General features: G+C 68.3%; 18 protein-coding genes and 1 pseudogene. 3 read left to right on the top strand and 16 right to left on the bottom strand.

All coding sequences use genetic code 11. The features are described 5' to 3' along the window. Positions 1 to 254: pseudogene (locus tag AC07OY_RS27420) on the bottom strand (hypothetical protein); the annotation flags it as partial. Further along, entirely contained in the window at positions 233 to 1,198 is a 966-nt protein-coding gene (locus AC07OY_RS27415) for a glycoside hydrolase family 43 protein (protein ID WP_495045771.1), read from the bottom strand. The pseudogene AC07OY_RS27420 and the gene AC07OY_RS27415, both read right to left, overlap by 22 nt. A 243-nt stretch (positions 1,199 to 1,441) precedes the next feature. Between AC07OY_RS27415 and dnaE the strand changes: the two genes are divergently transcribed. Both dnaE and AC07OY_RS27405 read left to right on the top strand, forming a co-directional pair. Next, a complete protein-coding gene (dnaE, locus tag AC07OY_RS27410) occupies positions 1,442 to 4,996 on the top strand; it encodes a DNA polymerase III subunit alpha (RefSeq protein ID WP_495045770.1) in 3,555 nt (1,184 codons plus the stop codon). Between the two features lie 59 nt (positions 4,997 to 5,055). Further along, complete coding sequence (locus AC07OY_RS27405; RefSeq protein ID WP_495045769.1) at positions 5,056 to 6,354, top strand: patatin-like phospholipase family protein; 1,299 nt, start codon at positions 5,056 to 5,058, stop codon at positions 6,352 to 6,354. Here AC07OY_RS27405 and AC07OY_RS27400 read toward each other — a convergent pair. Together AC07OY_RS27400 and AC07OY_RS27395 are read right to left on the bottom strand one after the other, a co-directional pair. After that, positions 6,328 to 6,603 (bottom strand): ComEA family DNA-binding protein, encoded by a 276-nt coding sequence (locus AC07OY_RS27400; RefSeq protein ID WP_495045768.1) that lies wholly within the window; start codon positions 6,601 to 6,603, stop codon positions 6,328 to 6,330. The two genes, AC07OY_RS27405 and AC07OY_RS27400, sit on opposite strands and share 27 nt — an antisense overlap. Further along, on the bottom strand, positions 6,600 to 8,336 hold the full coding sequence (locus tag AC07OY_RS27395; RefSeq protein ID WP_495045767.1) for an ATP-binding cassette domain-containing protein: 1,737 nt from the start codon (positions 8,334 to 8,336) through the stop codon (positions 6,600 to 6,602). The genes AC07OY_RS27400 and AC07OY_RS27395 overlap by 4 nt, the downstream gene beginning before the upstream one ends. Positions 8,337 to 8,370: 34 nt before the next feature. On the opposite strand from AC07OY_RS27395, the gene AC07OY_RS27390 reads away from it, so the two are divergent. Then, entirely contained in the window at positions 8,371 to 9,501 is a 1,131-nt protein-coding gene (locus AC07OY_RS27390) for a glycosyltransferase (RefSeq protein WP_495045766.1), read from the top strand. Here AC07OY_RS27390 and AC07OY_RS27385 read toward each other — a convergent pair. From AC07OY_RS27385 to AC07OY_RS27330, 12 genes are all read right to left on the bottom strand, one after another. Next, entirely contained in the window at positions 9,452 to 10,408 is a 957-nt protein-coding gene (locus AC07OY_RS27385) for a glycosyltransferase family 2 protein (RefSeq protein WP_495045765.1), read from the bottom strand. The two genes, AC07OY_RS27390 and AC07OY_RS27385, sit on opposite strands and share 50 nt — an antisense overlap. Continuing rightward, positions 10,408 to 11,358, bottom strand: a complete 951-nt coding sequence (locus AC07OY_RS27380; protein ID WP_495045764.1) for a glycosyltransferase family 32 protein — start codon at positions 11,356 to 11,358, stop codon at positions 10,408 to 10,410. Before AC07OY_RS27380 ends, AC07OY_RS27385 begins: the two co-directional genes overlap by 1 nt. Further along, positions 11,355 to 12,098 carry a glycosyltransferase gene (locus AC07OY_RS27375; RefSeq protein WP_495045763.1) on the bottom strand — a complete coding sequence of 248 codons (744 nt, stop codon included), beginning with the start codon at positions 12,096 to 12,098 and terminating at the stop codon, positions 11,355 to 11,357. Before AC07OY_RS27375 ends, AC07OY_RS27380 begins: the two co-directional genes overlap by 4 nt. Further along, a complete protein-coding gene (lapB, locus tag AC07OY_RS27370; RefSeq protein ID WP_495045762.1) occupies positions 12,082 to 13,224 on the bottom strand; it encodes a lipopolysaccharide assembly protein LapB in 1,143 nt (380 codons plus the stop codon). Before lapB ends, AC07OY_RS27375 begins: the two co-directional genes overlap by 17 nt. Next, on the bottom strand, positions 13,214 to 13,513 hold the full coding sequence (locus AC07OY_RS27365; RefSeq protein WP_495045761.1) for a LapA family protein: 300 nt from the start codon (positions 13,511 to 13,513) through the stop codon (positions 13,214 to 13,216). Before AC07OY_RS27365 ends, lapB begins: the two co-directional genes overlap by 11 nt. 156 nt (positions 13,514 to 13,669) lie before the next feature. After that, entirely contained in the window at positions 13,670 to 13,966 is a 297-nt protein-coding gene (locus AC07OY_RS27360; RefSeq protein ID WP_495045760.1) for an integration host factor subunit beta, read from the bottom strand. Between the two features lie 113 nt (positions 13,967 to 14,079). Next, positions 14,080 to 15,795, bottom strand: coding sequence for a 30S ribosomal protein S1 (gene rpsA, locus AC07OY_RS27355; protein WP_495045759.1), 1,716 nt, complete (start codon positions 15,793 to 15,795; stop codon positions 14,080 to 14,082). Positions 15,796 to 15,991: 196 nt separating this feature from the next. Continuing rightward, the gene (locus AC07OY_RS27350; RefSeq protein WP_495045758.1) at positions 15,992 to 17,992 is read right to left on the bottom strand and encodes a bifunctional 3-phosphoshikimate 1-carboxyvinyltransferase/cytidylate kinase; all 2,001 of its coding nucleotides are present in this window, start codon (positions 17,990 to 17,992) and stop codon (positions 15,992 to 15,994) included. Beyond that, complete coding sequence (locus AC07OY_RS27345) at positions 17,992 to 18,888, bottom strand: prephenate dehydrogenase (protein WP_495045757.1); 897 nt, start codon at positions 18,886 to 18,888, stop codon at positions 17,992 to 17,994. The genes AC07OY_RS27350 and AC07OY_RS27345 overlap by 1 nt, the downstream gene beginning before the upstream one ends. 9 nt (positions 18,889 to 18,897) lie before the next feature. After that, on the bottom strand, positions 18,898 to 19,995 hold the full coding sequence (gene pheA / locus AC07OY_RS27340) for a prephenate dehydratase (RefSeq protein ID WP_495045756.1): 1,098 nt from the start codon (positions 19,993 to 19,995) through the stop codon (positions 18,898 to 18,900). Then, positions 19,988 to 21,076, bottom strand: a complete 1,089-nt coding sequence (gene serC / locus AC07OY_RS27335) for a 3-phosphoserine/phosphohydroxythreonine transaminase (protein WP_495045755.1) — start codon at positions 21,074 to 21,076, stop codon at positions 19,988 to 19,990. The genes pheA and serC overlap by 8 nt, the downstream gene beginning before the upstream one ends. A gap of 13 nt (positions 21,077 to 21,089) precedes the next feature. After that, positions 21,090 to 21,707: a DUF2059 domain-containing protein gene (locus AC07OY_RS27330; RefSeq protein ID WP_495045754.1), complete on the bottom strand. Its 618-nt coding sequence runs from the start codon at positions 21,705 to 21,707 to the stop codon at positions 21,090 to 21,092. Between the last annotated feature and the right edge of the window lie 3 nt (positions 21,708 to 21,710).

Below are 21,710 nucleotides of genomic sequence, written 5' to 3'. Positions count from 1 at the left end.
CTGCTGCGCAGGCTGGCCTCGGGCGCCGTCAGCAGGCCGGCCAGGGGCAGGGCGGCGACCGGGGCCGAGCGAACGGCCGGCGCGGCCGTCGTCACCGGCAGCGGCTTGAACACCGGCGCTGGCGCGTCGATCACCGCCGGGCGCGGGGGTGCCTCGGCCTGCGCCGCCGGCTGCCCCCACCAGGCCCAGGCCAGCAGCGCCAGCCCCATGGCCAGCGCCGCCGGCGGCGCGATCACCAGACCGCTTGTGGCCATGCGTCCGAGCCCCAGGTCACATTGCCCATGAAGAGCACCGGCGCGCCGTTGTTCTGCGCGTCATAGGCATGCCAGGCCATCACCGAGCCGTCGGCCAGCAGGGATTGCCCGCCCGGGCCCTTGAAGCGCGAGCCGCTGGACGCGAGGACGGTGCCGCCGCCGGACATCATCGAGACGCCGGCCTTGTCCACATAGGGGCCGGTGATGGAGGCCGAGCGGCCGACGACGATGCGGTAGGTGCTGTTGGCGCCCTGGCAGCAGGCGCCCTTGGAGGCGAACAGGTAATACCAGCTGCCCCGGCGGACGACGAAGCCGTTCTCGATGCCGTTGGCGGTGTCCTTGGCGATGTTGACGATGCCGCCCGTCGGTGGCTTCAGGTTGACCTTGCTGACCCGGGTGATGTGGATGCCGTTCCAGAAGGAACCGAAGACCATGTAGGGATCGCCATTGGCGGCCACGACGAAGGCCGGGTCGATGGCGTTGTAGCCGTCGCCGGACTTGGAGGTGAGGATGGCGCCCTGGTCCACCCATTGGCCGGCCTGGATGCCGCCGGCCGAGGTGGTCAGGCCGATGGCCGACTTCTGCGAGCCGAAGCTGGAGATGGCGTAGTAGCAATAGCCCAGGCCGTTGTACTCGCCGCAGCCGGGCGCCCAGACCATAGCCGTCTTGTTGCTGGGCAGATAGGTCTTCCACCAGGCCAGGCCGCTGCTGAAGATGGGGCCGCCCTGGGTCCAGGCCGTGCCATTGCTGGAGTATTTGACGGCGATGCCGCCGTTGTCGGTGGTCTCGAACAGCCACCAGGTCGAGCTGGTCTTGTAGACGTGGGGGTCGTGGGTGCCGATGGCGCCGGTCAGCGTCCAGGGCGCCGCCTGGGCGGGGGCCAGCAGTGCGCTGAGGGCGCATGCAGCAGCCCAGCGCGCGAGGCGCTTGCAAATCAGGAACATGGTTTGTCTCCGGGTGTGGCGGGCCGCCTCGTGCGAGCGGGCCTCGTGGTGCCCCGAACCGGCGCCAGTTCCGGGCGAATGAATTAAACATGACTATTTGCTGATAAACACCCCGCGATTACGCCGATCCAGCAATTGGCATCGATTAAAAGTAATACTTAAAGTTTTATGGCATCGACAAGGCATGTAAGCGTTGCCATGCAGCCCGGCAAATCTGCGGCGGCGGCTTCCTACAATGCTGCGATGCCCGAGACCGCTGTCCAAGACCTGCAAGAGCTGCCCTTTGTCCACCTGCGCATGCACACCGAGTTCTCGGTCGTGGACGGCACGCTGCGCACCGATGACGCGGCCGGCGCGGCGGCCAAGGACGGCCAGGTGGCGGCGGCCATCACCGACCTCGCCAACCTGTTCGGCGGCATCAAGTTCTATTCGGCGGCGCGCAAGAAGGGCGTGCAGCCCATCCTCGGCGCCGACTGCTGGGTCGAGAGCGACGCCACCGACAAGCCGCCGACGCGCCTGCTGCTGCTGGTGCAGGACAAGCAGGGTTATCTGAACATCTCCGAGCTGCTGTCGCGCGCCTGGATCGACAACGTGCAGCGCAACCAGGCCTGCCTGAAGCTGGAATGGCTGCAGGAGCTGGGCGGCGGGCTGATCTGCCTGAGCGGCGCCCAGCATGGCGGCCTGGGCCAGGCCCTGATGCAGGGCGACAAGGTGCGCGCCACCGAATGGGCGCAGAAGCTGTCGGCCCTGTTCCCGGGGCGCTTCTATATCGAGCTGCAGCGCGCCGGCCTGCCCGGCCAGGAGGCCCTGGTGCAGGCCAGCGTGCCGCTGGCCGCGGAGCTGGGCCTGCCGGTCGTCGCCACCCACCCCATCCAGTTCCTCAGCGAAGAGGACTTCGAGGCCCATGAGGCCCGCGTCTGCGTCGCCGAGGGCGAGACCCTGGCCAACCCCAAGCGCATCAAGCGCTTCCTGCCCAGCCAGTACTTCAAGACCCAGGCGCAGATGCGCGAGCTGTTCAAGGACGTGCCCAGCGCCATCCAGAACACGCTGGAGATCGCGCGGCGCTGCTCGCTGACGCTGGTGCTGGGCAAGCCGCAGCTGCCCAACTTCCCGACGCCGCTGCTCGAAGACGGCACGCCCATGCCGATGGACCAGTACTTCCGCGAGCTGAGCCATGAAGGCCTGGTCGGGCGGCTGAAGCACCTCTTTCCCAACGAGGCCGAGCGCGACAAGGAGAGGCCGCGCTACGTCGAGCGCCTGGACTTCGAGCTCGACACCATCATCAAGATGGGCTTCCCGGGCTACTTCCTCATCGTGTCGGACTTCATCCGCTGGGCCAAGGAAAACGGCTGCCCGGTCGGCCCGGGCCGGGGCTCGGGCGCGGGCTCCCTCGTTGCCTATGCGCTGCTGATCACGGACCTGGACCCGCTCAAATACAACCTGCTGTTCGAGCGCTTCCTGAACCCCGAGCGCGTCTCGATGCCCGACTTCGACATCGACTTCTGCCAGGGCAACCGTGACCGCGTCATCGACTACGTCAAGGACAAATATGGCCGTCCGGCGGTCAGCCAGATCGCGACCTTCGGCACCATGGCGGCCAAGGGCGCGCTGCGCGACATCGGCCGCGTGCTGGGCATGGGCTTCGGCCATGTGGACAGCGTCGCGAAGCTCATCCCGGCGCCGCCCGGCAAGACCGTGACCCTGGCCAAGCTGCCGCCCAACTTCGACCCGGACAAGGCCAAGATGGTCTATGCCCGCCACGAGTCGCCCGAGATCGAGGAGCGCGAGAAGGCCGACGAGGAAGTAGCCGGCCTGCTGGAGATGGCGGCGCGCGTCGAGGGCACGGTGCGCTCCATCGGCATGCACGCCGGCGGCGTGCTGATCGCCCCCGGCAAGATCACCGACTTCTGCCCGCAGTACCAGCAACCCGGCTCGACCAGCGCGGTGAGCCAGTTCGACAAGGACGACGTGGAGGCCATCGGCCTGGTCAAGTTCGACTTCCTGGGCCTGGCCACGCTGACCATCCTGGAGCTGGCCAAGGACTTCATCGTCGCCCGCCACCCCGACCGCAAGGACTTCGACTGGGCCCATGTGCCCCTGGTCGACAAGAAGGTCTTCGACCTCTTCGGCAAGGGCTACTCGGAGAGCGTGTTCCAGTTTGAATCGCCCGGCATGCAGCGCCTCTTGAAGGACGCCAAGCCCTCGCGCTTCGAGGACCTGATCGCCCTGGTGTCGCTCTACCGCCCGGGCCCCATGGACCTGATCCCTTCCTTCGTCGCGCGCAAGCACGGCAAGGAAACCATCGAGTACCCGCATCCGCTGCTGGAACAGGTGCTGGCCGAGACCTATGGCGTCTTCGTCTACCAGGAGCAGGTGATGCAGTCCGCCCAGGTGCTGGGCGGCTACAGCCTTGGCGGCGCCGACATGCTGCGCCGCGCCATGGGCAAGAAGAAGGCCGACGAGATGGCCGCCCACCGCGCGATGTTCCGCAAGGGCGCGGCGGAAAAGGGCATCAACGAGGAGAAGGCCGACGAGGTCTTCGACCTGATGGAGAAGTTCGCGGGCTACGGCTTCAACAAGTCGCACGCCGCCGCCTACGCCTTGCTGTCGTATCACACGGCCTGGCTGAAGACGCACTACACGGCCGAGTTCTACGCCGCGAACATGACCATTGAAATGGACGACACCGACAAGCTCAAGGTGTTGCTGGGCGACGCCAAGATCTTCGGCGTCGAGTTCCAGTCGCCCTGCGTGAACAAGGGCATGTACCGCTTCGAGCCGCTGTCCAACCGCCTGGTGAACTACGGCCTGGGCGCCGTCAAGGGCACGGGCCGCGGCGCCATCGAGGCCATCATCGCGGCGCGCGAGGCCGGCGGGCCTTTCCTGAGCTTCTACGACTTCTGCCTGCGGGTGGACCGCAAGTCGGTCAACAAGCGCGTGGTCGAGGCGCTGATCAAGGCTGGCGCCTTCGACGCCATCAACCCCGAGCGCTCCAAGCTGCTGGCCAGCGTAGCCCGCGGCTACACGCATGCCGAGACGACCGAGGCCAACGCCGACCAGGGCGGCCTGTTCGACTTCGGCGACACCCACGGCTCGTCCACCGCCGAGCCCGAGCTCGTGCATGCCGAGCCCTGGAGCATCAAGGAGAGGCTGTCGCTGGAGAAGACGGCCATCGGCTTCTATCTGTCGGGCCATCTCTTCGACCAGAGCGGCGCCGAGGTCAGGCGCATCGTCAAGCGCCAGATCGCCGACTTGGTGGACAGCCGCGAGCCCACGCTGGTGGCCGGCATCGTCAGCGGCATGCGCGTCATCAACGGCCAGCGCGGCCGCGTCGCCATCTTCAAGATCGACGACAAGAGCGACGCCGTCGAGGCCGTGGCCAATGAAGAGTTGCTGAATGCCAACAAGGAACTGCTGGCCGAGGACGAGCTCATCATTGCCCAGGGCAAGGTGCAGAACGACCGCTTCTCCGGCGGCCTGCGCATGAATGTGCAGGCGGTGTGGAGCCTGTCGGCGGCGCGCGCCAGGTTCGGCCGCCACCTGCTGCTGGGCAATGCGGGCGCGGCCGGCCTTGTCCACGAGCTGGTGCAGCGCTTCCCGCCCCGCGAGGTCGAGACCGAGGAGGGCGGCACCCGCAAGCAGGGCCTGCCGGTGCGGGTGGCCATGAAGGCCGAGCCCGAGAACGGCCGGGTCGGCGCGCGCTGGCTGGTCGAGCTGGGCGAGGCCAGCCGCTTCTGGCCGGCCGACGAGGCGCTGGCCAAGCTCGGCACGGCCGCAGAAGTTATCTACGAGAACTAGCCCAGTTGCGGGGTTGTTCGCCCCTGAGGACCCGAGCATTTCGGCGATGATTTCGCCAGATGCTGCAAGCCGTACCCAAGCCTTCTGCTCATTCAGCCGGGCTCGTCCGCCCGCAGCCGGTCACGGGGCTGATCCTGACCGGTGGCGGCGCGCGTGCGGCCTACCAGGTGGGTGTGCTGGCCGCCATCGCGCAACTGCGGCGCGACGCCGGCCAGACCCAGCACAACCCCTTTCCCGTCATCAGCGGCACCTCCGCCGGCGCCATCAATGCGTCGACGCTGGCCTGTCATGCCGATGACTTCGACGGCGCCGTCGACGGACTGCTGCATCTCTGGCAGGGCCTGCATGTCGAGAACATCTACCGCGCCGATGCCTTCGAGGCGGTGAGGAGCGGCGCGCGCTGGCTCAGCATGCTGAGCCTGGGCTGGGCCGTCGCCCGCTGGACGCGCAGCCGGCCCAAGAGCCTGCTGAACAACGCGCCGCTGCGCGAGCTGCTGGCACGCTATCTCGACATGCCGCGCATCGAGTCCATGCTGGACGGCGGCCATCTGCGCGCGCTGGCGCTGACGGGCTCGAGCTACACCTCGGGCCAGCACGTCACCTTCTTCCAGACCCATCACCACGTCGTGCCCTGGCTGCGCGAGCAGCGCATGGCGGTGCAGGCCAGGCTGAGCCTTGCGCATCTGATGGCCTCGTCGGCCATTCCCTTCATCTTCCCGGCCGAGCTGATCGAGCTCGAGGGCATGCCGGAGTGGTTCGGCGACGGCTCCATGCGCCAGAGCGCGCCCATCTCGCCGGCCGTGCACCTGGGTGCCGAGCGCGTCCTCGTCATCGGCGCGGGCCGCATGAAGGAGCCCGAGGGCCGGCGCGTCGCTGCCAACGAGCAGCATCCCAGCATGGCCCAGATCGCCGGCCACGCCCTGTCCAACATCTTCCTGGACGCGCTGTCGGTCGACGTCGAGCGCCTGCGCCGCATCAACCGCACCCTGGCCCTGCTGCCGCGCGAGACGCGGGCGGCGACGGCGCTGCGGCCCATCGAGCTGCTCGTCATCGCGCCCAGCCGCCGCCTGGACGACTTGGCCGGCGAGCATCAGGCCAGCCTGCCGCACTCGGTGCGCGCCATGTTGAGGGCCTTCGGCGTCAGCGGCAAGGGCAACAAGACCAGCGGCTCGGCCCTGGTCAGCTATCTGCTGTTCGAGCCCAGCTTCGTCAACGAACTGATCAACCTGGGCATGAGCGATACGCTGGCCAAGCGGGCCGAGGTGCAGCGCTTCTTCGGCTGGCCGGCGCGGGCGCCACAGATCGACCCGGCCGCGCTGCGCCGCAGCCGCTCAGCCGGCTTCGCCGCCGACTGCTGAGTAGGCCGCGCCTGCCACACGCAGGCCCGCCGCCGACAGCTTGCGCGCCGCGGCAGCCTTCACGCCGGGCACGCGCCGCATCAGGTCGGCCCAATCCTTGAAGGGCCGCGCGGCCAGCAGGCGCCGGACCAGGGATGGGCCGAGGCCGGGCAGGGATTCGAGTTGGGCGCGAGTCGCCGTATTGGCTTCGACCTCGGTCTGAGCCAGGGCAGGCGCCGCCGCCCACAGCAGCAGCGCCCTTCGCTTCACGGTTCGCCCGCCTGGGCCCTCACCATGGCGGCATAGGCGCCATCCCGGGCCAGCAGTTCGGCATGCGTGCCGGTCTCGATCAGCTTGCCGGCCCCCAGCACATGGATGGCGTCGGCGTCGCGGATGGTGGACAGGCGGTGGGCGATGACGATCAGCGTCTTGCGGCCGGACCAGGCCGCCAGGGCCTGCTGCACGGCGCGCTCGCTCTCGGTGTCGAGAGCCGAGGTGGCCTCGTCGAAGATCCAGATCGGCGCGTCCTTGTACAGGGCCCGCGCGATGGCCAGGCGCTGGCGCTGGCCGCCGGAGAGCTTGCTGCCATTGGCGCCGACGCTGGTCTCGACGCCCTCGGGCAGGTTCTGCACGAAGTCCCACAGATGGGCGGCGCGCAGGGCGGCTTCGAGGCGCGCTTCATCGCGCGGCTGGGCATAGGCGATGTTGTTGGCCACCGAGTCGTCGAAGAGCACGATGTCCTGGGACACGACGGCGAACTGGCGGCGCAGGCTCAGGCGTGTCAAGGCCTCGACGTCGTTGCCATCCAGCAGGATGCGGCCGGCGTCGGGCGCGCCGAAGCCCAGCAGCAGATGGATGATGGAACTCTTGCCCGCGCCCGAGGCGCCGACCAGGGCGGTCGTCTTGCCGGCGGGGAAGGTCAGGCTGAGGCCGTCCAGGGCCGGCTGGCCGGCGCCGGGGTAGGTCAGGCTCACGTCTTCCATGGCCAGCTCGCCATGGGCATGAGTCGGCAGCTCGAGCGTGCCGTTGTCGACCTCCTTGGGCGCATCCATCAGCTCGAAGCAGCCCTTGGCGATGACCGAGGCCCGGGTCAGCGGCGCCGCCAGGTCGGACAGGTGGCGCAGGCGCGAGGTCAGCAGCAGCAGGGCGGTGACGAACTCGGCAAAGGCCTGCACGCCGGTGCCTTCGGCGCGGGCCTGCCACAGCGTCACGCAGATGATGAAGGACAGGCCGATGGCCGCGACGAGCTGGGACAGGGGCTGGGCCAGGGCGCCGGCGGTGGCTGTCTTCAGGTTGTTGCGGCGCACCTCGTGGGCCGTGGCCGCGAAGCGCTCGCGCTCATGCGCCTCGGCGCCGAACTGGCGCACGACGCGCCAGGCGCGGGCGAGGTCGTCGACCTTGTTGACCAGCAGCAGCTGCGAGTCGTAGGAGCGCGAGGCCATCAGCCGCATGCGCTGGTTGACCTTCTTCATGATGAAGGCCATCGCCGGCGTGACGATCAGGCTGAGCAGCGTCAGCTTCCAGTTCAGGTAGAACAGATAGCCCAGCATGGCGATGGCCGGCAGGCCGTCGCGCAGCAGGCTCATGCCGACGTCGCCGACCAGCTGCAGGATCTGCTGCGGGTCGTTGACGACCTTGCTGACGGCCGTGCCCGGCTGCATCCGGGTGTAGTTCTGGGCGTCCAGGCGCAGCAGCGCATTGACGAGGGCCGCGCGGAAGTCCATCACGCTGCGCGTGACGGTCCAGTTGAAGAGGTATTGGCCCGCAAAGCCGAACACGCCGCGCATCAGATAGAGGCCGATCAGCACGACCGGGATCATCCACAGCGGAAAGGCGTCCTTGGCAAAGCCCTCGCCGAAGGCATAGCCGATCAGCTTGGGGATCATGGGTTCGGTGGCCGCGGCGCCGACATAGGCCAGCACCGTGAGCAGGGCGCCCCAGCGATGGGGGTAGACGAACTGGCCGAGGCGGCGGGCCGGGGAGACGTTGGTGTCGAGAGACATGGGGCGCGATTGTCTCTCCTACACTGCGCGCCCAATGCCGAACGATTCCGCCTTGAGAGCGCGCCCGAAAGTCGTTCACTTCGTGACCGGTGGCTTCTCCGGTGCGACCCAGGTGGCCGTCGACCTCTGCCTGTCGGCCCTGCAGGGCGGGCCTTTCGAACCCGTCCTCATCCTGAGGCAGAAGCCGCATACGCCCATGGCCCGTGTCGAGGCGCTGCTGGCCCAAGGCCTTCGAGTGCTTCTCGTCCCCGCTCATTGGATCCATAGACGCACTCAGATCGAGCTGGCACGCCTGCTGGCGCAGATCAAGCCCGTGGCCCTCCTCGCCCATGGCTTTCCCGAGCATCTGATCGGCCGCCAGGCCGGGCTGGACGCCGGCGTGCCGGTGCTGATCCAGGTCGAGCACAACTCGCGCGAGCGCTACATGCCCTGGAGCCTGCGCGAGAGCCGCAGCCTGGCCGCGAAGAGCGCGGCCCTGGTCGGCGTCAGCGAAGGCGTGCGCGAGAGCCTGCTGGCCCAGGGCCTGCCGGCGGACAAGACCCTGGCCATCCCCAACGGCGTCGACCTGTCGCGCTTTGCCGTGCCGGGGGGGCTGCGCGAGGCCGGCCTGGTCATGTCGGCCCGCTTCGCGCGCCAGAAGGACCATGCAACGCTGCTGGAGGCGCTGGCAAGACTCGCCGCGCAGGGCCTGAAGCCGCGCCTGCAACTGGCCGGCATTGGCCCGCTGCTGGCTCGGATGAAAGCCAAGGCACGGCAGCTGGGGCTGGACGGGCAGGTCGCCTTCCTCGGCCATCACGCCGACATGCCCGGCCTGCTGCGCTCCCAGGCCCTGTACGTGCTGTCCACGCATTACGAGGGCATGCCCCTGGCCCTGGTCGAGGCCATGGCGGCCGGCTGCGCCTGCATCGCCTCCGACGTCATCGGCGTGCGCGGCGTCATCGAGGAGGGCGTGACCGGCCTGCTGGTGCCGGAAGGGGATGCCGCGGCCCTGGCGGACGCCATTGCACGCCTGTTGCGCGACCCGGCGCTGGCCGCCCGCCTGGGTGCCGCTGCGCGCGAGCGCGCCCTGGCCGAACATGGCCTGGCGCTGATGCGGGAGCGCTACGAGGCGCTGATCACGCGCTGCGCCACCACTGCAGGCCACGCAGCCAGCGTCCCCGCCTGAAATAGGCGGCCAGCAGCGCGCGGCGGCTCAAGGGCGAGCTGCGGTCGAAGCGTTCGGCATCGGTGGGCAGGCCGGCCAGTGCTTCGCCGCCCAGCTGCTGCCGGCGGCGCTTGGCCCGCAGCAGGGTGCGGGCGCAGAAATGGGCGATTTCGAAACGCGTGTCGTCGTTCAGCGGCGGCAGCTCGGCGGCCAGGCCGGCCAGGGCCCAGGTCCAGTCATCCAGCCGCTTCAGGTCCAGCGTCGACAACAGGCTGCCACCGCGCTGGCGGTAGGCGATCCAGACCTCCGCCACATGCAGATGCCGCGGCGTGTGCAGGAACAGGCGCGGGTAGACGGCCATGTCCTCGAAGACGCGGCCTTGCGGAAAGCGCAGACCGGCGGGCCAGCAGGCACGGCGCACGATCTTGCTCCAGGGGTGGAACTGGCCGTGCACAAAGAAGCCGTTCAGGCGCTGGTCCACGTCGTCCATGACGACGCCGGCCGGGCCATCGAAGCTGGCGATGTGGCGGTGGCGCGGCTTGAGGGATTCGGTCGACGGGCCGTCGTCGAAGACGCGGAAGTCGCAGCTGACGAGGTCCGGCCTGTGCTGCTCGAGCAAGGCCTTCAGCCGCGGGATGACGCCGGGCTCGACGAGGTCGTCGGGGTCGATGAACCAGAGATAGTCGCCTTGCGCCTCATCCAGCAGCCGGTTGCGCGCCGCGCTGACGCCGCGGTTCTCGGGCTGGCGGATCAGCCTCGCCTGCGGCAGCAGTTGTTCAACCAGCGCTGCGGATCCGTCGGGCGAGGCGTCATCGACAAAGACCAGCTCCACGCCGTCGTCCAGCTGAGGCTTGAGCGAGTCCATGCAGGCTTTCAGCCAGGGCTCGACCCGATACATCGGGAACAGCAGGCTGAGCCAGGGCCGCATCACTTCTTCGGGCGGTCGACGAGCTGGACCAGGGCGCTGAAGGGCGAGACGAGTCCACGCCGCCAGTTGCGCTCCGCGACGGCGCGGTCACCGCCGCGCAGCTTCAGCACGGCGGGCAGCACGCGCGGGCAGGGCAGCAGGGCCAGGCGGGCATAGAGGTGGCGCTTGCGCCAGCCCACGCCGGCATGCCAGGCGAAGGGGCCGTCCTCGGCGCGCAGCAGCAGCAGGCGCGCCGCCTGGGGCTCGCGGTCCAGCAATTCGCCGGCGGCCACATGCATCAGCAGATAGCGCTGGAAGTCCTCCGTCAGGGCCTGCACGACGCGAGCGTGCCGGCCTTCGTTCTGCAGGCGCTGCAGCAGCGCCTCGGCGCCTTCGTCCAGCGCGCGGTCGAAGGCTGCGGCCAGGGCTGTCGCAAAGCGCCCGCCGGGCACCGAGGCCATCAGCCAGTTCTCGACGATGGGCAGTTCGGGCCGGGTCGTGTAGCGGTCGATGTAGAAGCCGACGTAGTCCGCGGCGCGGCGCTGGCGTGTCTCATGCAGCCAGGCCAGGTCGCGGCTCAGCAGCATGGAGGCGTCCATCCAGATGCCGCCGTGGCGGGCGAGCAGCTGGATGCGCAGCCAGTCGGCCTGGCGGTAGGCGGCCAGGGCGTCGAAGTCGGCGCGCAGCTCGGGCAGCCAGCTGGAGACGCTGTCGCGGTCCAGCAGGCGCACTTCATGGTCGGGCGCGAAGCGGCGCCAGTTGTCCAGGCAGGCCTGGATGAAGGCCGGGGCCGGCGAGGGCTGCCAATAGGTCCAGATGACCTTGGGAATGTCTTGCTGGCACAGCGGCGCGTTGTCGCCCACCATGACGGCGCGGGTCTGCGTCGGCACCTTGGCGCGCAGCAGGGTGGCCAGCTCGCGCAGCACCAGGCCGGCGATGATGGCCATCAGGCCCAGGACGACGATGTTCATTCTTTCCAGTGGTCGGCGATCCAGCGTGCCGGCCGCGCATGCCGCCAGTTGCCGTTGCTGCGGCCGGCCAGCGCGTCGGGCGGGTTCATGACGCCGTGGAAGATCAGGATGCGCGCGCCTTCGGGAATGAAGGGATCACGCCAGTAGCTTGTCGGCCAGGCCGGGATGCAGTGGTATTTGTAGCTGGCGCACCAGGCGTCATCCCAATACTTGAGCTTGCCCTGGCGGTGCAGCACGGCGGAAAGAAACGCCTGCTCGTTGCGGAAATCGGCCTTGGCCTTGGCCTGGTCGGCAACGAACTCGGTCAGCACGTCCTGGTGGGCACCCAGCTCCCAGCGGTAGACCGAGGAGTTGCCGGTGATGCGCCAGGGGCGCTTCCAGTCGTGGATGACGAGGAACTCTCCGGAGACCTCGAAGAAGGGCGTGATGTCGCCCACGATGACGACGTCCAGGTCCAGGAAGAGGGCCGTGCCGCTGAGGCCGTACTCGTTGACGAGGACGGGGCTGAAGGTGGTCAGCTTCTTCCAGCCGCGCTCGGGCTCGCCATTGGGCAGGGTCAGCTCGGGGATGGGGAAGCACTTCACCTCGGCGCGGATGCCTTCGGTGCGGTCGGTCAGGCAGACGAACTCGAAGTCGCCGCGCAGATGGCGGCGCACCATCGCGTAGAGGCGATTGACGTACTCGGGGCCGTACTTGGTGCCCCACTTCATGCAGACGATGGTTCTAGAGCTCTTCGACATGGCGTGGGGGGTAGGTGTCCCAGTTCAGGCAACCGGGGCACTGCCAGAAATAGTGGGCCGCCTCGAAGCCGCAGGCGGCGCAGCGGTAGCGAAGCAGGGGCTTGGTGGCCTTCTCCAGCGTCTGCACCAGGGGGCCGGCCTCGTCGGCGGGCAGGGCAGCGGCATTCAGCTTGAGCAGTTCGGTCGCCGCGGACAGGGCCGGCTGCTCACGCAGATGGGCCGCCAGGCGTTCGCGCTGGGGTTCGGCCTGCAGCGTCGCAAGCGCCCGCAGCAGATGCATGCTGGGCGCGCGCTGGTATTGCTCCAGCAGCAAGGCGATGGCGCGTTCGGGCTGGCCGAGGGCCTTGGCGGCCGCGGCGCAATCGGCTGCGACGAGATTGAAGGCGGCCGGGTTGGCGGCCAGCAGCTTGGCGAAGGCGGCCATGGCGGCTTCGGCCTGGCCCGCCTTCAGCAGCAACTGGCCCTGCAGCACATAGGCGCGGGCGGCTTCGGGGGCGCGGCGCTGGGCCTGGTCGAGCAGGGCGGGTACGAGGTCGGCATGGCCCTGCGACTGGGCAACGAGGGCTTGCTCGCAGAGGTAGTGGGCAATGCGGTTGGAGAAGGAGCCGGTGCCGGCCGATTCCAGCTCGGCGGCGACTTCAGCGGCCTTGGTCCAGTCGCGCGAGCGCTCGTACAGCGACAGCAGGGCCAGGCGGGCCTCGCGTTCGAAGGCGGTGCCGCGCAGCTCGGCATAGGCGGCCTCGGCGCGGTCGAACAGGCCGGCCTTGAAGAAGTCCTGGGCCAGCTCATGCTGGGCGCGGTCGCGGTCGGTCTTGGGCAGGTCGCCGCGGCGCAGCAGGTGTTCGTGCACGCGCACGGCGCGCTCGGTCTCGCCACGGCGGCGGAACAGGCTGCCGAGGGCGAAGTGCAGTTCGGAGGTGTCGGGGTCGTTCTGGACGGCCTCGATGAAGGCGTCGATGGCCTTGTCCTGCTGCTCGTTCAGCAGCAGGTTGAGCCCTTTGAAATAGGCCTTGGGCGACTCACGCTGCTCGAGCTTCCATTGCCGGGAGTCGAGCTTGGAGGCCAGCCAGCCGAGAACGAAGACGACGGGCAGGACGAAGAGCAGCCAGCGCGGATCAAACTCCATCTTGGTGGGCGGCGTAAGGGGCGGCGGGAACGTCGGGAGTGGGCGAGGGCGCGCCGGGCAGGGGCTCGACTCGCTGGGCGGCGCGGCGGTGGCGCCACCAGGACGGCACCATGGCCAGCACGCCAAAGGCGGCGCCGAAGCCGAAGGCCAGCAGCACGATGATGACTTGCGGCGCACGCCACTCGTGGCCGAAGAACCAGCGCACGACGGCCTCGTGACTGTTGTTCAGCGCGAAGGCGAACAGCGTGAAGAAGAGCAGGGCCCGCAGGAGCCAGACAAGGGTGCGCATGGCCCTGGATTCTGGCTCAGAGGCCGCTGTGTTTTTCGGGCCGAGCGCCGGGCCGCTCCCAAGCCGGCCCGTCTTGGCGATGTGCTTGCCGGTTGATCCGGCAAGCATCGCCGTCTCCGCGGGGGACCGGCCAAGGCAGTCCTTGGACGAGGGGCGTCATTCCGTCACGGGAAGATGCTTGTCGACTGCTTCGCGCAGGGCCTTGCCGGGCTTGAAGTGCGGCGCCAGCTTCTCGGGGATCATGACCTGTTCGCCACTGCGCGGGTTGCGGCCGACACGGGGCGGGCGGCGGCTGATGGAGAAGCTGCCGAAGCCGCGGATCTCGATGCGGTGGCCGCGCGCGAGGGCATCGCTCATCGCGTCGAGGATGGTCTTGACCGCGAACTCGGTGTCGCGCTGCGTCAATTGGCCAAATCGTTCAGCGAGGACGGCAACGAGGTCGGAGCGGGTCATGGCGTGCATCTGGAAAAATGAACAGGCTCGCTGGCGAAAAGGCCAAGCGAGCCTGTGGGGAGCATACCCGGCCTTCAGCAAAATGCTTCAGGCCGGGCAGGTCAACCGAGGGCTTAGTTGCCTTGGTTGTCCAGCTTGGCGCGCAGCAGGGCGCCCAGGCTGGTCGTGCCGGCGTTTTCACGCTCGCTCGACTGGCTCAGGCGCTGCATGGCTTCCTGGTTGTCGGCGTTGTCCTTGGCCTTGATCGACAGCTGGATGTTGCGGGTCTTGCGATCCACGTTGACGATGATGGCGGTGACTTCGTCGCCTTCCTTCAGCACGTTGCGGGCGTCTTCCACGCGGTCGCGGGAGATTTCCGAAGCGCGCAGATAGGCCATCACGCCGTCAGCCAGCTCGATCTCGGCGCCGCGCGGGTCGACGGTCTTGACCTTGCCGGTCACCGAAGCGCCACGGTCATTGATCGTGGTGAAGGCGGTGAAGGGGTCGCTGTCCAGCTGCTTGATGCCCAGGGAGATGCGCTCGCGCTCGACGTCCACGGCCAGCACGACGGCTTCGACTTCCTGGCCCTTCTTGAAGTTGCGAACGGCGGTCTCGCCGGTCTCGTCCCAGGACAGGTCGGACAGGTGCACCAGGCCGTCGATGCCTTGGGCCAGGCCCACGAACACGCCGAAGTCGGTGATCGACTTGACCGGGCCCTTGACCTTGTCGCCGCGCTTGACGTTCTCGGCGAACTCTTCCCAGGGGTTGGCCTTGCACTGCTTCATGCCCAGGCTGATACGACGCTTGTCTTCGTCGATTTCCAGGACCATGACTTCGACTTCGTCGCCCAGCGAGACCAGCTTGCTGGGGGCGATGTTCTTGTTGGTCCAGTCCATTTCGGAGACGTGCACCAGGCCTTCGATGCCCGGCTCGATCTCGACGAAGGCGCCGTAGTCGGCGATGTTCGTGACCTTGCCGAACAGGCGCGTGCCGGTCGGGTAGCGGCGAGCAACGCCGAACCACGGGTCGTCGCCCAGCTGCTTGATGCCCAGCGAGACACGGTTCTTCTCGGCGTCGAACTTCAGGACCTTGGCGGTCAGTTCCTGGCCGACCTGAACGACTTCGCTCGGGTGGCGGACACGGCGCCATGCCATGTCGGTGATGTGCAGCAGGCCGTCGATGCCGCCGAGGTCCACGAACGCACCATATTCGGTGATGTTCTTGACCACGCCCTGGACGATCGCGCCTTCCGACAGCGTTTCCAGCAGCTTGGCGCGCTCTTCACCCATGGAGGCTTCGACCACGGCACGACGCGACAGCACAACGTTGTTGCGCTTGCGGTCGAGCTTGATGACCTTGAATTCCATGGTCTTGCCCTCGAACGGGCTCATGTCCTTCACCGGGCGGGTGTCCAGCAGCGAGCCGGGCAGGAAGGCGCGGATGCCGTTGACCAGGACGGTCAGGCCGCCCTTGACCTTGCCGGAGACGGTGCCGGTCACGAAGTCGCCGGACTCCAGGGCCGTTTCCAGGCTCAGCCACGAGGCTAGGCGCTTGGCCTTGTCGCGCGACAGGATGGTGTCGCCGTAGCCGTTTTCGATGGCGTCGATGGCGACAGAGACGAAGTCGCCGACTTGGACTTCCAGTTCGCCCTGGTCGTTCTTGAATTCGTCGATGGGCACATAGGCCTCGGACTTCAGGCCGGCGTTGACGACGACGAAGTTGTGCTCGACACGAACGACCTCAGCGGAGATCACTTCGCCAGCGCGCATGTCGGAGCGCTGCAGCGACTCCTCGAACATGGCGGCAAAGGATTCCATGCCGGAGGCTTGGGCGGTTTGGGATTGGGACATGTTGATGGATCCTGATGCGCCGCTGATGCGGCGCTGCGGTGCAGGCGAACCTGCGGGTTAGTTGTTGAGTTCCGCCGGTCACGGGGAACTTGCGTTCCCCTGCCAATCGAACTGGCGTTCGATGGAGGCCGGCGGGCCCTGGCTTCTCAGGCCTGTGCCGTTCCGGCAATCGACGTACCCGAGGCGGGTCGCGATGTCAGAACGGCCTGCGCTGTTGCCACCAATCCAGCACCTGGTTCACCGATTCCTCGATGCCCAGTGCGGAGTTGTCCAGCAGCAGCGCGTCTTGAGCGGGAGCCAGAGGTGAGGCCGAGCGGTTCTTGTCCCGTTCGTCCCGCGCCTCCAAATCTTCGCGCAAGCCCACGATATTAGCCGAAATTCCTTTGGAAATCAATTGCTTATGGCGGCGCTCGGCGCGCGTGGCGGCGCTTGCCGTCAGGAATACCTTCAGCGCGGCGTCCGGGAACAGGGCCGTGCCCATGTCGCGGCCGTCGGCAACGAGGCCGGGCAGGCGACGGAAGCCCAGTTGCAGCTCGTGCAGGGCCTGACGCACGGGGGTGTGCACGGCCACCTGGGAGGCCAGCAGGCCGGTGGCTTCGGCGCGCAGCCGGGCGCTGACGTCCTCGTCGCCCAGGAAGACATGGCCGTCCCGGAAGCTGAGCTTGAGCGTCGGCACGATGGCGGCGACGGCCTCTCCGTTGTCCAGGTCCAGGCCGGCGCGGCGCGCGGCGAGGCCCGTGACGCGATACAGCGCCCCGGAATCCAGCACTTCGTAGCCCAGGGCCTTGGCGGTTTCGTCGGCCAGCGTGCCCTTGCCGGAGGCGGTGGGACCGTCGATGGTGATGACGGGGATGTCCTCGGCCCTGGCAGTCACGACGCCGAACAGCGTTTCGAAGTAGTCCGGGAAGGTCTTGGCGACGCAGTGCGGCTCCAGGATGCGGACCGGCACGGCGTTTTCGGTGACCAGGCTGTTGAAGGCCGCCAGCGAGAAGCACATCGCGACGCGGTGGTCGTCATAGGTATGGATGGCGGCGGCCTTCCAGTCGCCGAGCGGCTGCACGCGGATCCAGTCCGGGCCTTCCTCGACCGTGGCGCCCAGCTTGCGCAGCTCGGTGGCCATGGCGGCGATTCTGTCGGTCTCCTTGACGCGCCAGCTGGCGATGTTGGTCAGCGTCGTCGGGCCGTCGGCGTACAGCGCCATGACGCTCAGCGTCATCGCCGCGTCGGGGATGTGGTTGCAGTCCAGCGTGATGCCCTTGAGCGGCCAGGCGCCGCGGCGGACTTCCAGCCAGTTCGGGCCGGCAGTGACCTCAGCGCCCATGGCAGCGGCGGCTTCGATGAAGCGCACATCGCCCTGCAGGGATTCGCTGCCCACGCCTTCGATGCGCATGGGCGCGTCTGTCGCTGCGATGGCGCCCAGGCCGACGAAATAGCTGGCGGACGACGCGTCGCCCTCGACGAAGACTTCGCCCGGGGACACATAGCGGCTGCCGGCGGGGATGACGAAAGCCTCCCAGCCCTCGCGCCTGACCTCGATGCCGAAGCGCGCCAGCAGGGCCAGCGTGATCTCGATATAGGGCTTGGAGATCAGCTCGCCGATGACCTCGATGCGGATGTCCTTCACGGCCACCAGGGGCAGGGCCAGCAGCAGGGCGGTCAGGAACTGGCTGGAGACGTCGCCGCGCACCTTGACCGGTGTGTGCAAAGCGAGGTCAGACGGCCCGCGCAGTCGCAGCGGCGGGAAGCCGGGGTTGCCGAGGTCGTCGATGGCGCAGCCCAGGCCGCGCAGTGCATCGACGAGGTCGCCGATGGGGCGCTCATGCATGCGCGGCACGCCCGAGACTTCGAAGCTGCCGCCTTGGGTGGCGGCCAGGACCGCCAGAGCGGCGGTCAGCGGACGCATGGCCGTGCCGGCATTGCCCAGGAAGAGCTTGGCCTCCTTGGCGCGCAGGCGGCCACCCAGGCCGTCGATGACGATGGCGTCACCCTCGCGCCAGACGCCGCAGCCCAGGGCCCGCAGCGCGTCCAGCATGACGGCTGTGTCGTCGGAGGCCAGCAGGTCGCGCACGACGGTCTTGCCCTCGCTCAGCGCGGCCAGCAGCAGCACGCGGTTGGAAATGCTCTTGGAGCCGGGCAGGCGCACCGTGCCCGCGGCACCGCGCAAGGGCGGCAGGTCGAGGAAGGGGATCTTGAACATCACTTGCCGGCCGGGCGGCCGGGAGGGGTGGCAGGGGGCGGATTGCCCCAGGCGGAGCGGCCTTCGGCGATGGGGCGCAGCGCGGCTTCCAGGGCCGCGGTGTCACCGGCTTCGATCAGGGCTTCGAGCTGGTCCAGCATGGTGCGGAACCGCTTGGACTGGGCCAGCACCTCATGCTTGTTGGCCAGCAGGATGTCGCGCCAGACGGCCGGCTCACCCGCGGCGATGCGCGTGAAGTCGCGGAAGCCCGGGCCGGCCAGGCTGAGGTAGTCGCGTGCCGCCGGCTGCTCGGCGATGGCCTGGAAGTAGGCGAAGGCCAGCAGATGCGGCAGATGGCTGACGGCGGCGAAGGCGGCGTCGTGGTTGTGCGGGCGCATCTTCAGTACCGTCGAGCCCAGGGCCGACCAGACGTCGGTGGCCTTCTGCACCAGCTGCGGATTGGTGAAGGGCTGGGGCGTCAGGATGACCTGGCGGCCTTCGTAGAGATTGGCCTCGGCGTGCTGGACGCCGCCCGACTCCTTGCCGGCAATCGGGTGGCATGGCACGAAGCTGGAGGCGCGCTCGCCCAGGGCCCGGCGCGCGGCCTCGATGACGTCGCATTTGGTCGAGCCGACGTCCATGAAGAGCACGCCCGGATTGACCAGATGGCGGATGGCCTTGAGCGTGGCCTCGGTGGCGGACACCGGCACGGCGATCAGCACGATGTCCGAGCCCGAGACGGCCAGCAGGGCCGATTCGGCGGCGACGTCGATGACGCCCAGCTTCTTGGCCTGCTCGGTCGTCGACGGCGACTTGCTGTAGCCGACGACCCGACGCACCAGGCCGGCCTTCTTCATCGCCAGCGCGAAGCTGCCACCCATCAGGCCGCATCCGATCACGCCGAGCTGCTGGAACATGGTCAGACCTTAGTTTTTGACTGGGTAGGCGCCCAGCATCTTGAAGAAGGCGCAGAGCTCGCGCAACTCGGCCAGCGCGCCCGCGACATGGGGCTGGGTCGGGTGGCCGTCGAGGTCGATGTAGAAGTAATAGTCCCACTGGCCGGTGCGGGCCGGGCGGGATTCCAGGCGGGTCATGGACACGCCGTGCTTTTTCAGCGGCACCAGCAGGTCATGCATGGCGCCAGGGCGGTTGGGCACGGAGACGACCAGGCTGGTGCAATCGCGGCCGGTGGCCGGCGGTGTCGCCATGGTCTGGGGCAGGCAGATGACGGCGAAGCGCGTGCGGTTGTAGGCCTCGTCCTGGATGGCATGGGCCGTGATGTGCAGGCCGAACAGCGTCGAGGCGCGTTCGCTGCCCAGGGCCGCCCAGGCCGGGTTGGTGGCCGCCAGACGCGAGCCCTCGGCATTGCTGGACACGGCGCGCCGTTCGACGTCGGGCAGGTGCTTGTTCAGCCAGTTCTGGCATTGGGCCAGGGCCTGGGGATGCGCCAGCACGGCCTCGATGCCGTGCATGGACGGCTCCTTGCGCATCAGGTTGTGGCGGATCAACAGGCTGACCTCGCCGACCACATGGCAGGGCGTGTGCAGGAAGAGGTCCAGGGAGCGGGTGACCACGCCCTCGGTCATGTTCTCGACACCGACGACGCCGAACTGCGCACTGCCGCTGGCCGTCGCGTGGAAGACCTCGTCGAAATTGGCGCAGTAGGTCATGTCGGCGGCGCCGCCGAAATATTCCAGCGCCGCCTGCTCGCAGAAGGTGCCCATCGGGCCCAGCACGGCGACGCGCTGGGGCGATTCCAGCGCCAGGCAGGCGGACATGATCTCGCGCCAGATGGCCGACACATGCTCGGCCTTCAGCGGGCCGGGGTTGGCGGCGCGGATCTTGTCGATGACCTGGGCGACGCGGTCCGGGCGGAAGAAAGGCGTGCCTTCGGCGCGCTTGATCTCGCCGACCTGCTCGGCGACGCGGGCGCGCTGGTTCAGCAGTTCCAGCAGCTGCTTGTCCAGGCCGTCGATCTGGTCGCGCAAGGCGAGCAGGGCCTGGGAGGCGACGGGTTCAGCCATGGCGGGCCTCGAAATCCTTCATGAACGACACCAGGGTCTGCACGCCTTGCAGCGGCATGGCGTTGTAGATCGACGCGCGCATGCCGCCGACCGACTTGTGACCCTTGAGCTGCAGCAGGCCGGCCGCCTTGGCCTCGACGAGGAAAGTCTCGTTGAGCTTCTCGTCCTTCAGGAAGAAGGGCACGTTCATGCGCGAGCGGCAGGTCGGCTCGACGCGGTTTTCGTAGAAGCCGGAGCCATCCAGCGCCGCATAGAGCAGGGCGGCCTTGTCGATATTGCGCTGCTCGATGGCCGCGAGGCCGCGCTTGCCGGCGTATTCGAGCTGCTTGACCCACTGGAACACCAGGCCGGCGACGTAGATGCCAAACGTCGGCGGCGTGTTGTACATGGAGTTGTTGTCCGCCACGGTCTTGTAGTTGAAGGCAGTGGGGCAGATCTCCATGGCACGGCCGAGCAGGTCCTCGCGCACGAAGACCAGCGTCACACCGGCGGGGCCGATATTCTTCTGCGCGCCGCCGAAGGCCAGGCCGACGCGGCTCCAGTCGATGGGGCGGGACAGGAGATGGGACGAGCAGTCGATGACCAGCGGCACGCCGTTGTCGACGCGCGGCAGGTCGTGGAACTCGACGCCGTCGATGGTCTCGTTGGTGCAGACGTGGACATAGGCTGCGTCGCCGCGCAGTTGCCAGTCCCGGGGAATGGCGCGGCCGTTGCCTTCGGCGGCCACCTGCACATCGGCATAGCGGCGCGCTTCGGACGCGCTCTTGCGCGACCAGGAGCCGGTAACGACGACATCCACCTTGCCGCCGCGGCTGAGGTTCAACGGCACGATGGCGTTCTCGCCCAGGCCGCCGCCCTGCATGAAGAGGATGCGGAAGTTGGCCGGCACGGCGAGCAGCTCGCGCACATCGGCGAGGGCGCCCTCGAGGATGGCGCCGAACTCCTTGCCGCGGTGGCTCATCTCCATGACGCTCATGCCGCTGCCGCCCCAATCCAGCATCTCGGCCGCCACCCGGTGCAGCACCGGTTCGGGCAGGGTCGCCGGGCCGGCGGAGAAATTGAAGGGGCGGGCTGAGGTCATCGAGATTGGAAGGCTACTTCTTGGCGGGCGCCGAAGCTGCGGGCTTGGCAGCGGGCGCTGCAGGCTTGGGCGCGGGCGCGGTGGTGGCCGTCGGCGGGGGCGTCAAGCCCAGCAGCTTGGCGAGGCTGTTCTGCAGGGTCTTGAGGCGGCCTTCCAGCGTCGGGCCGGACTCGGCCATCACCTTTTGCGCGACGGCCTTCTGCAGTTCGATGCTGGCGAGGCCGAACTTCTGGCTGACCGGCGATTCTGCCCAGGCGATGATCTGCTTCAGTTCGTCCTCGTTGAAGCGTTCGTCCAACAGCGCCGAAGCCGTGGTCGGGACCGCCTTGGAGATCTTGTCCTTCAGATAGGGCACGTTCTCGTCGATGAACTTCTTCAGCTCGGCGTCCATGGCCTTGGCCGTGGCGTCGCGCTTGTCCGCCGGCACCTGCTGCAGGGCGGCGCGGCCGCCTTGCATCAGCTGGGGCAGCGGGCCCTGAACGAGGTTGGCCGCCAGGCTGTCGGCCAGGCCCTGCTGCTGCAGGGCGACGATCTTGTCGATCAGCGCCTTCTTGGCCGGGGAGGGGTCGGCCACGGCGGTGCCGGCGGCCAGGGCGAGGGCAAGGGCCAGGCCCAGCTTGCGAGAGGTCATTGA

The sequence above is a fragment of the Roseateles sp. GW821-FHT09H10 genome, assembly GCF_059415865.1.
Note: the sequence above shows the minus strand (reverse complement) of the source record. Positions and strands in the feature narration are given on the sequence as shown.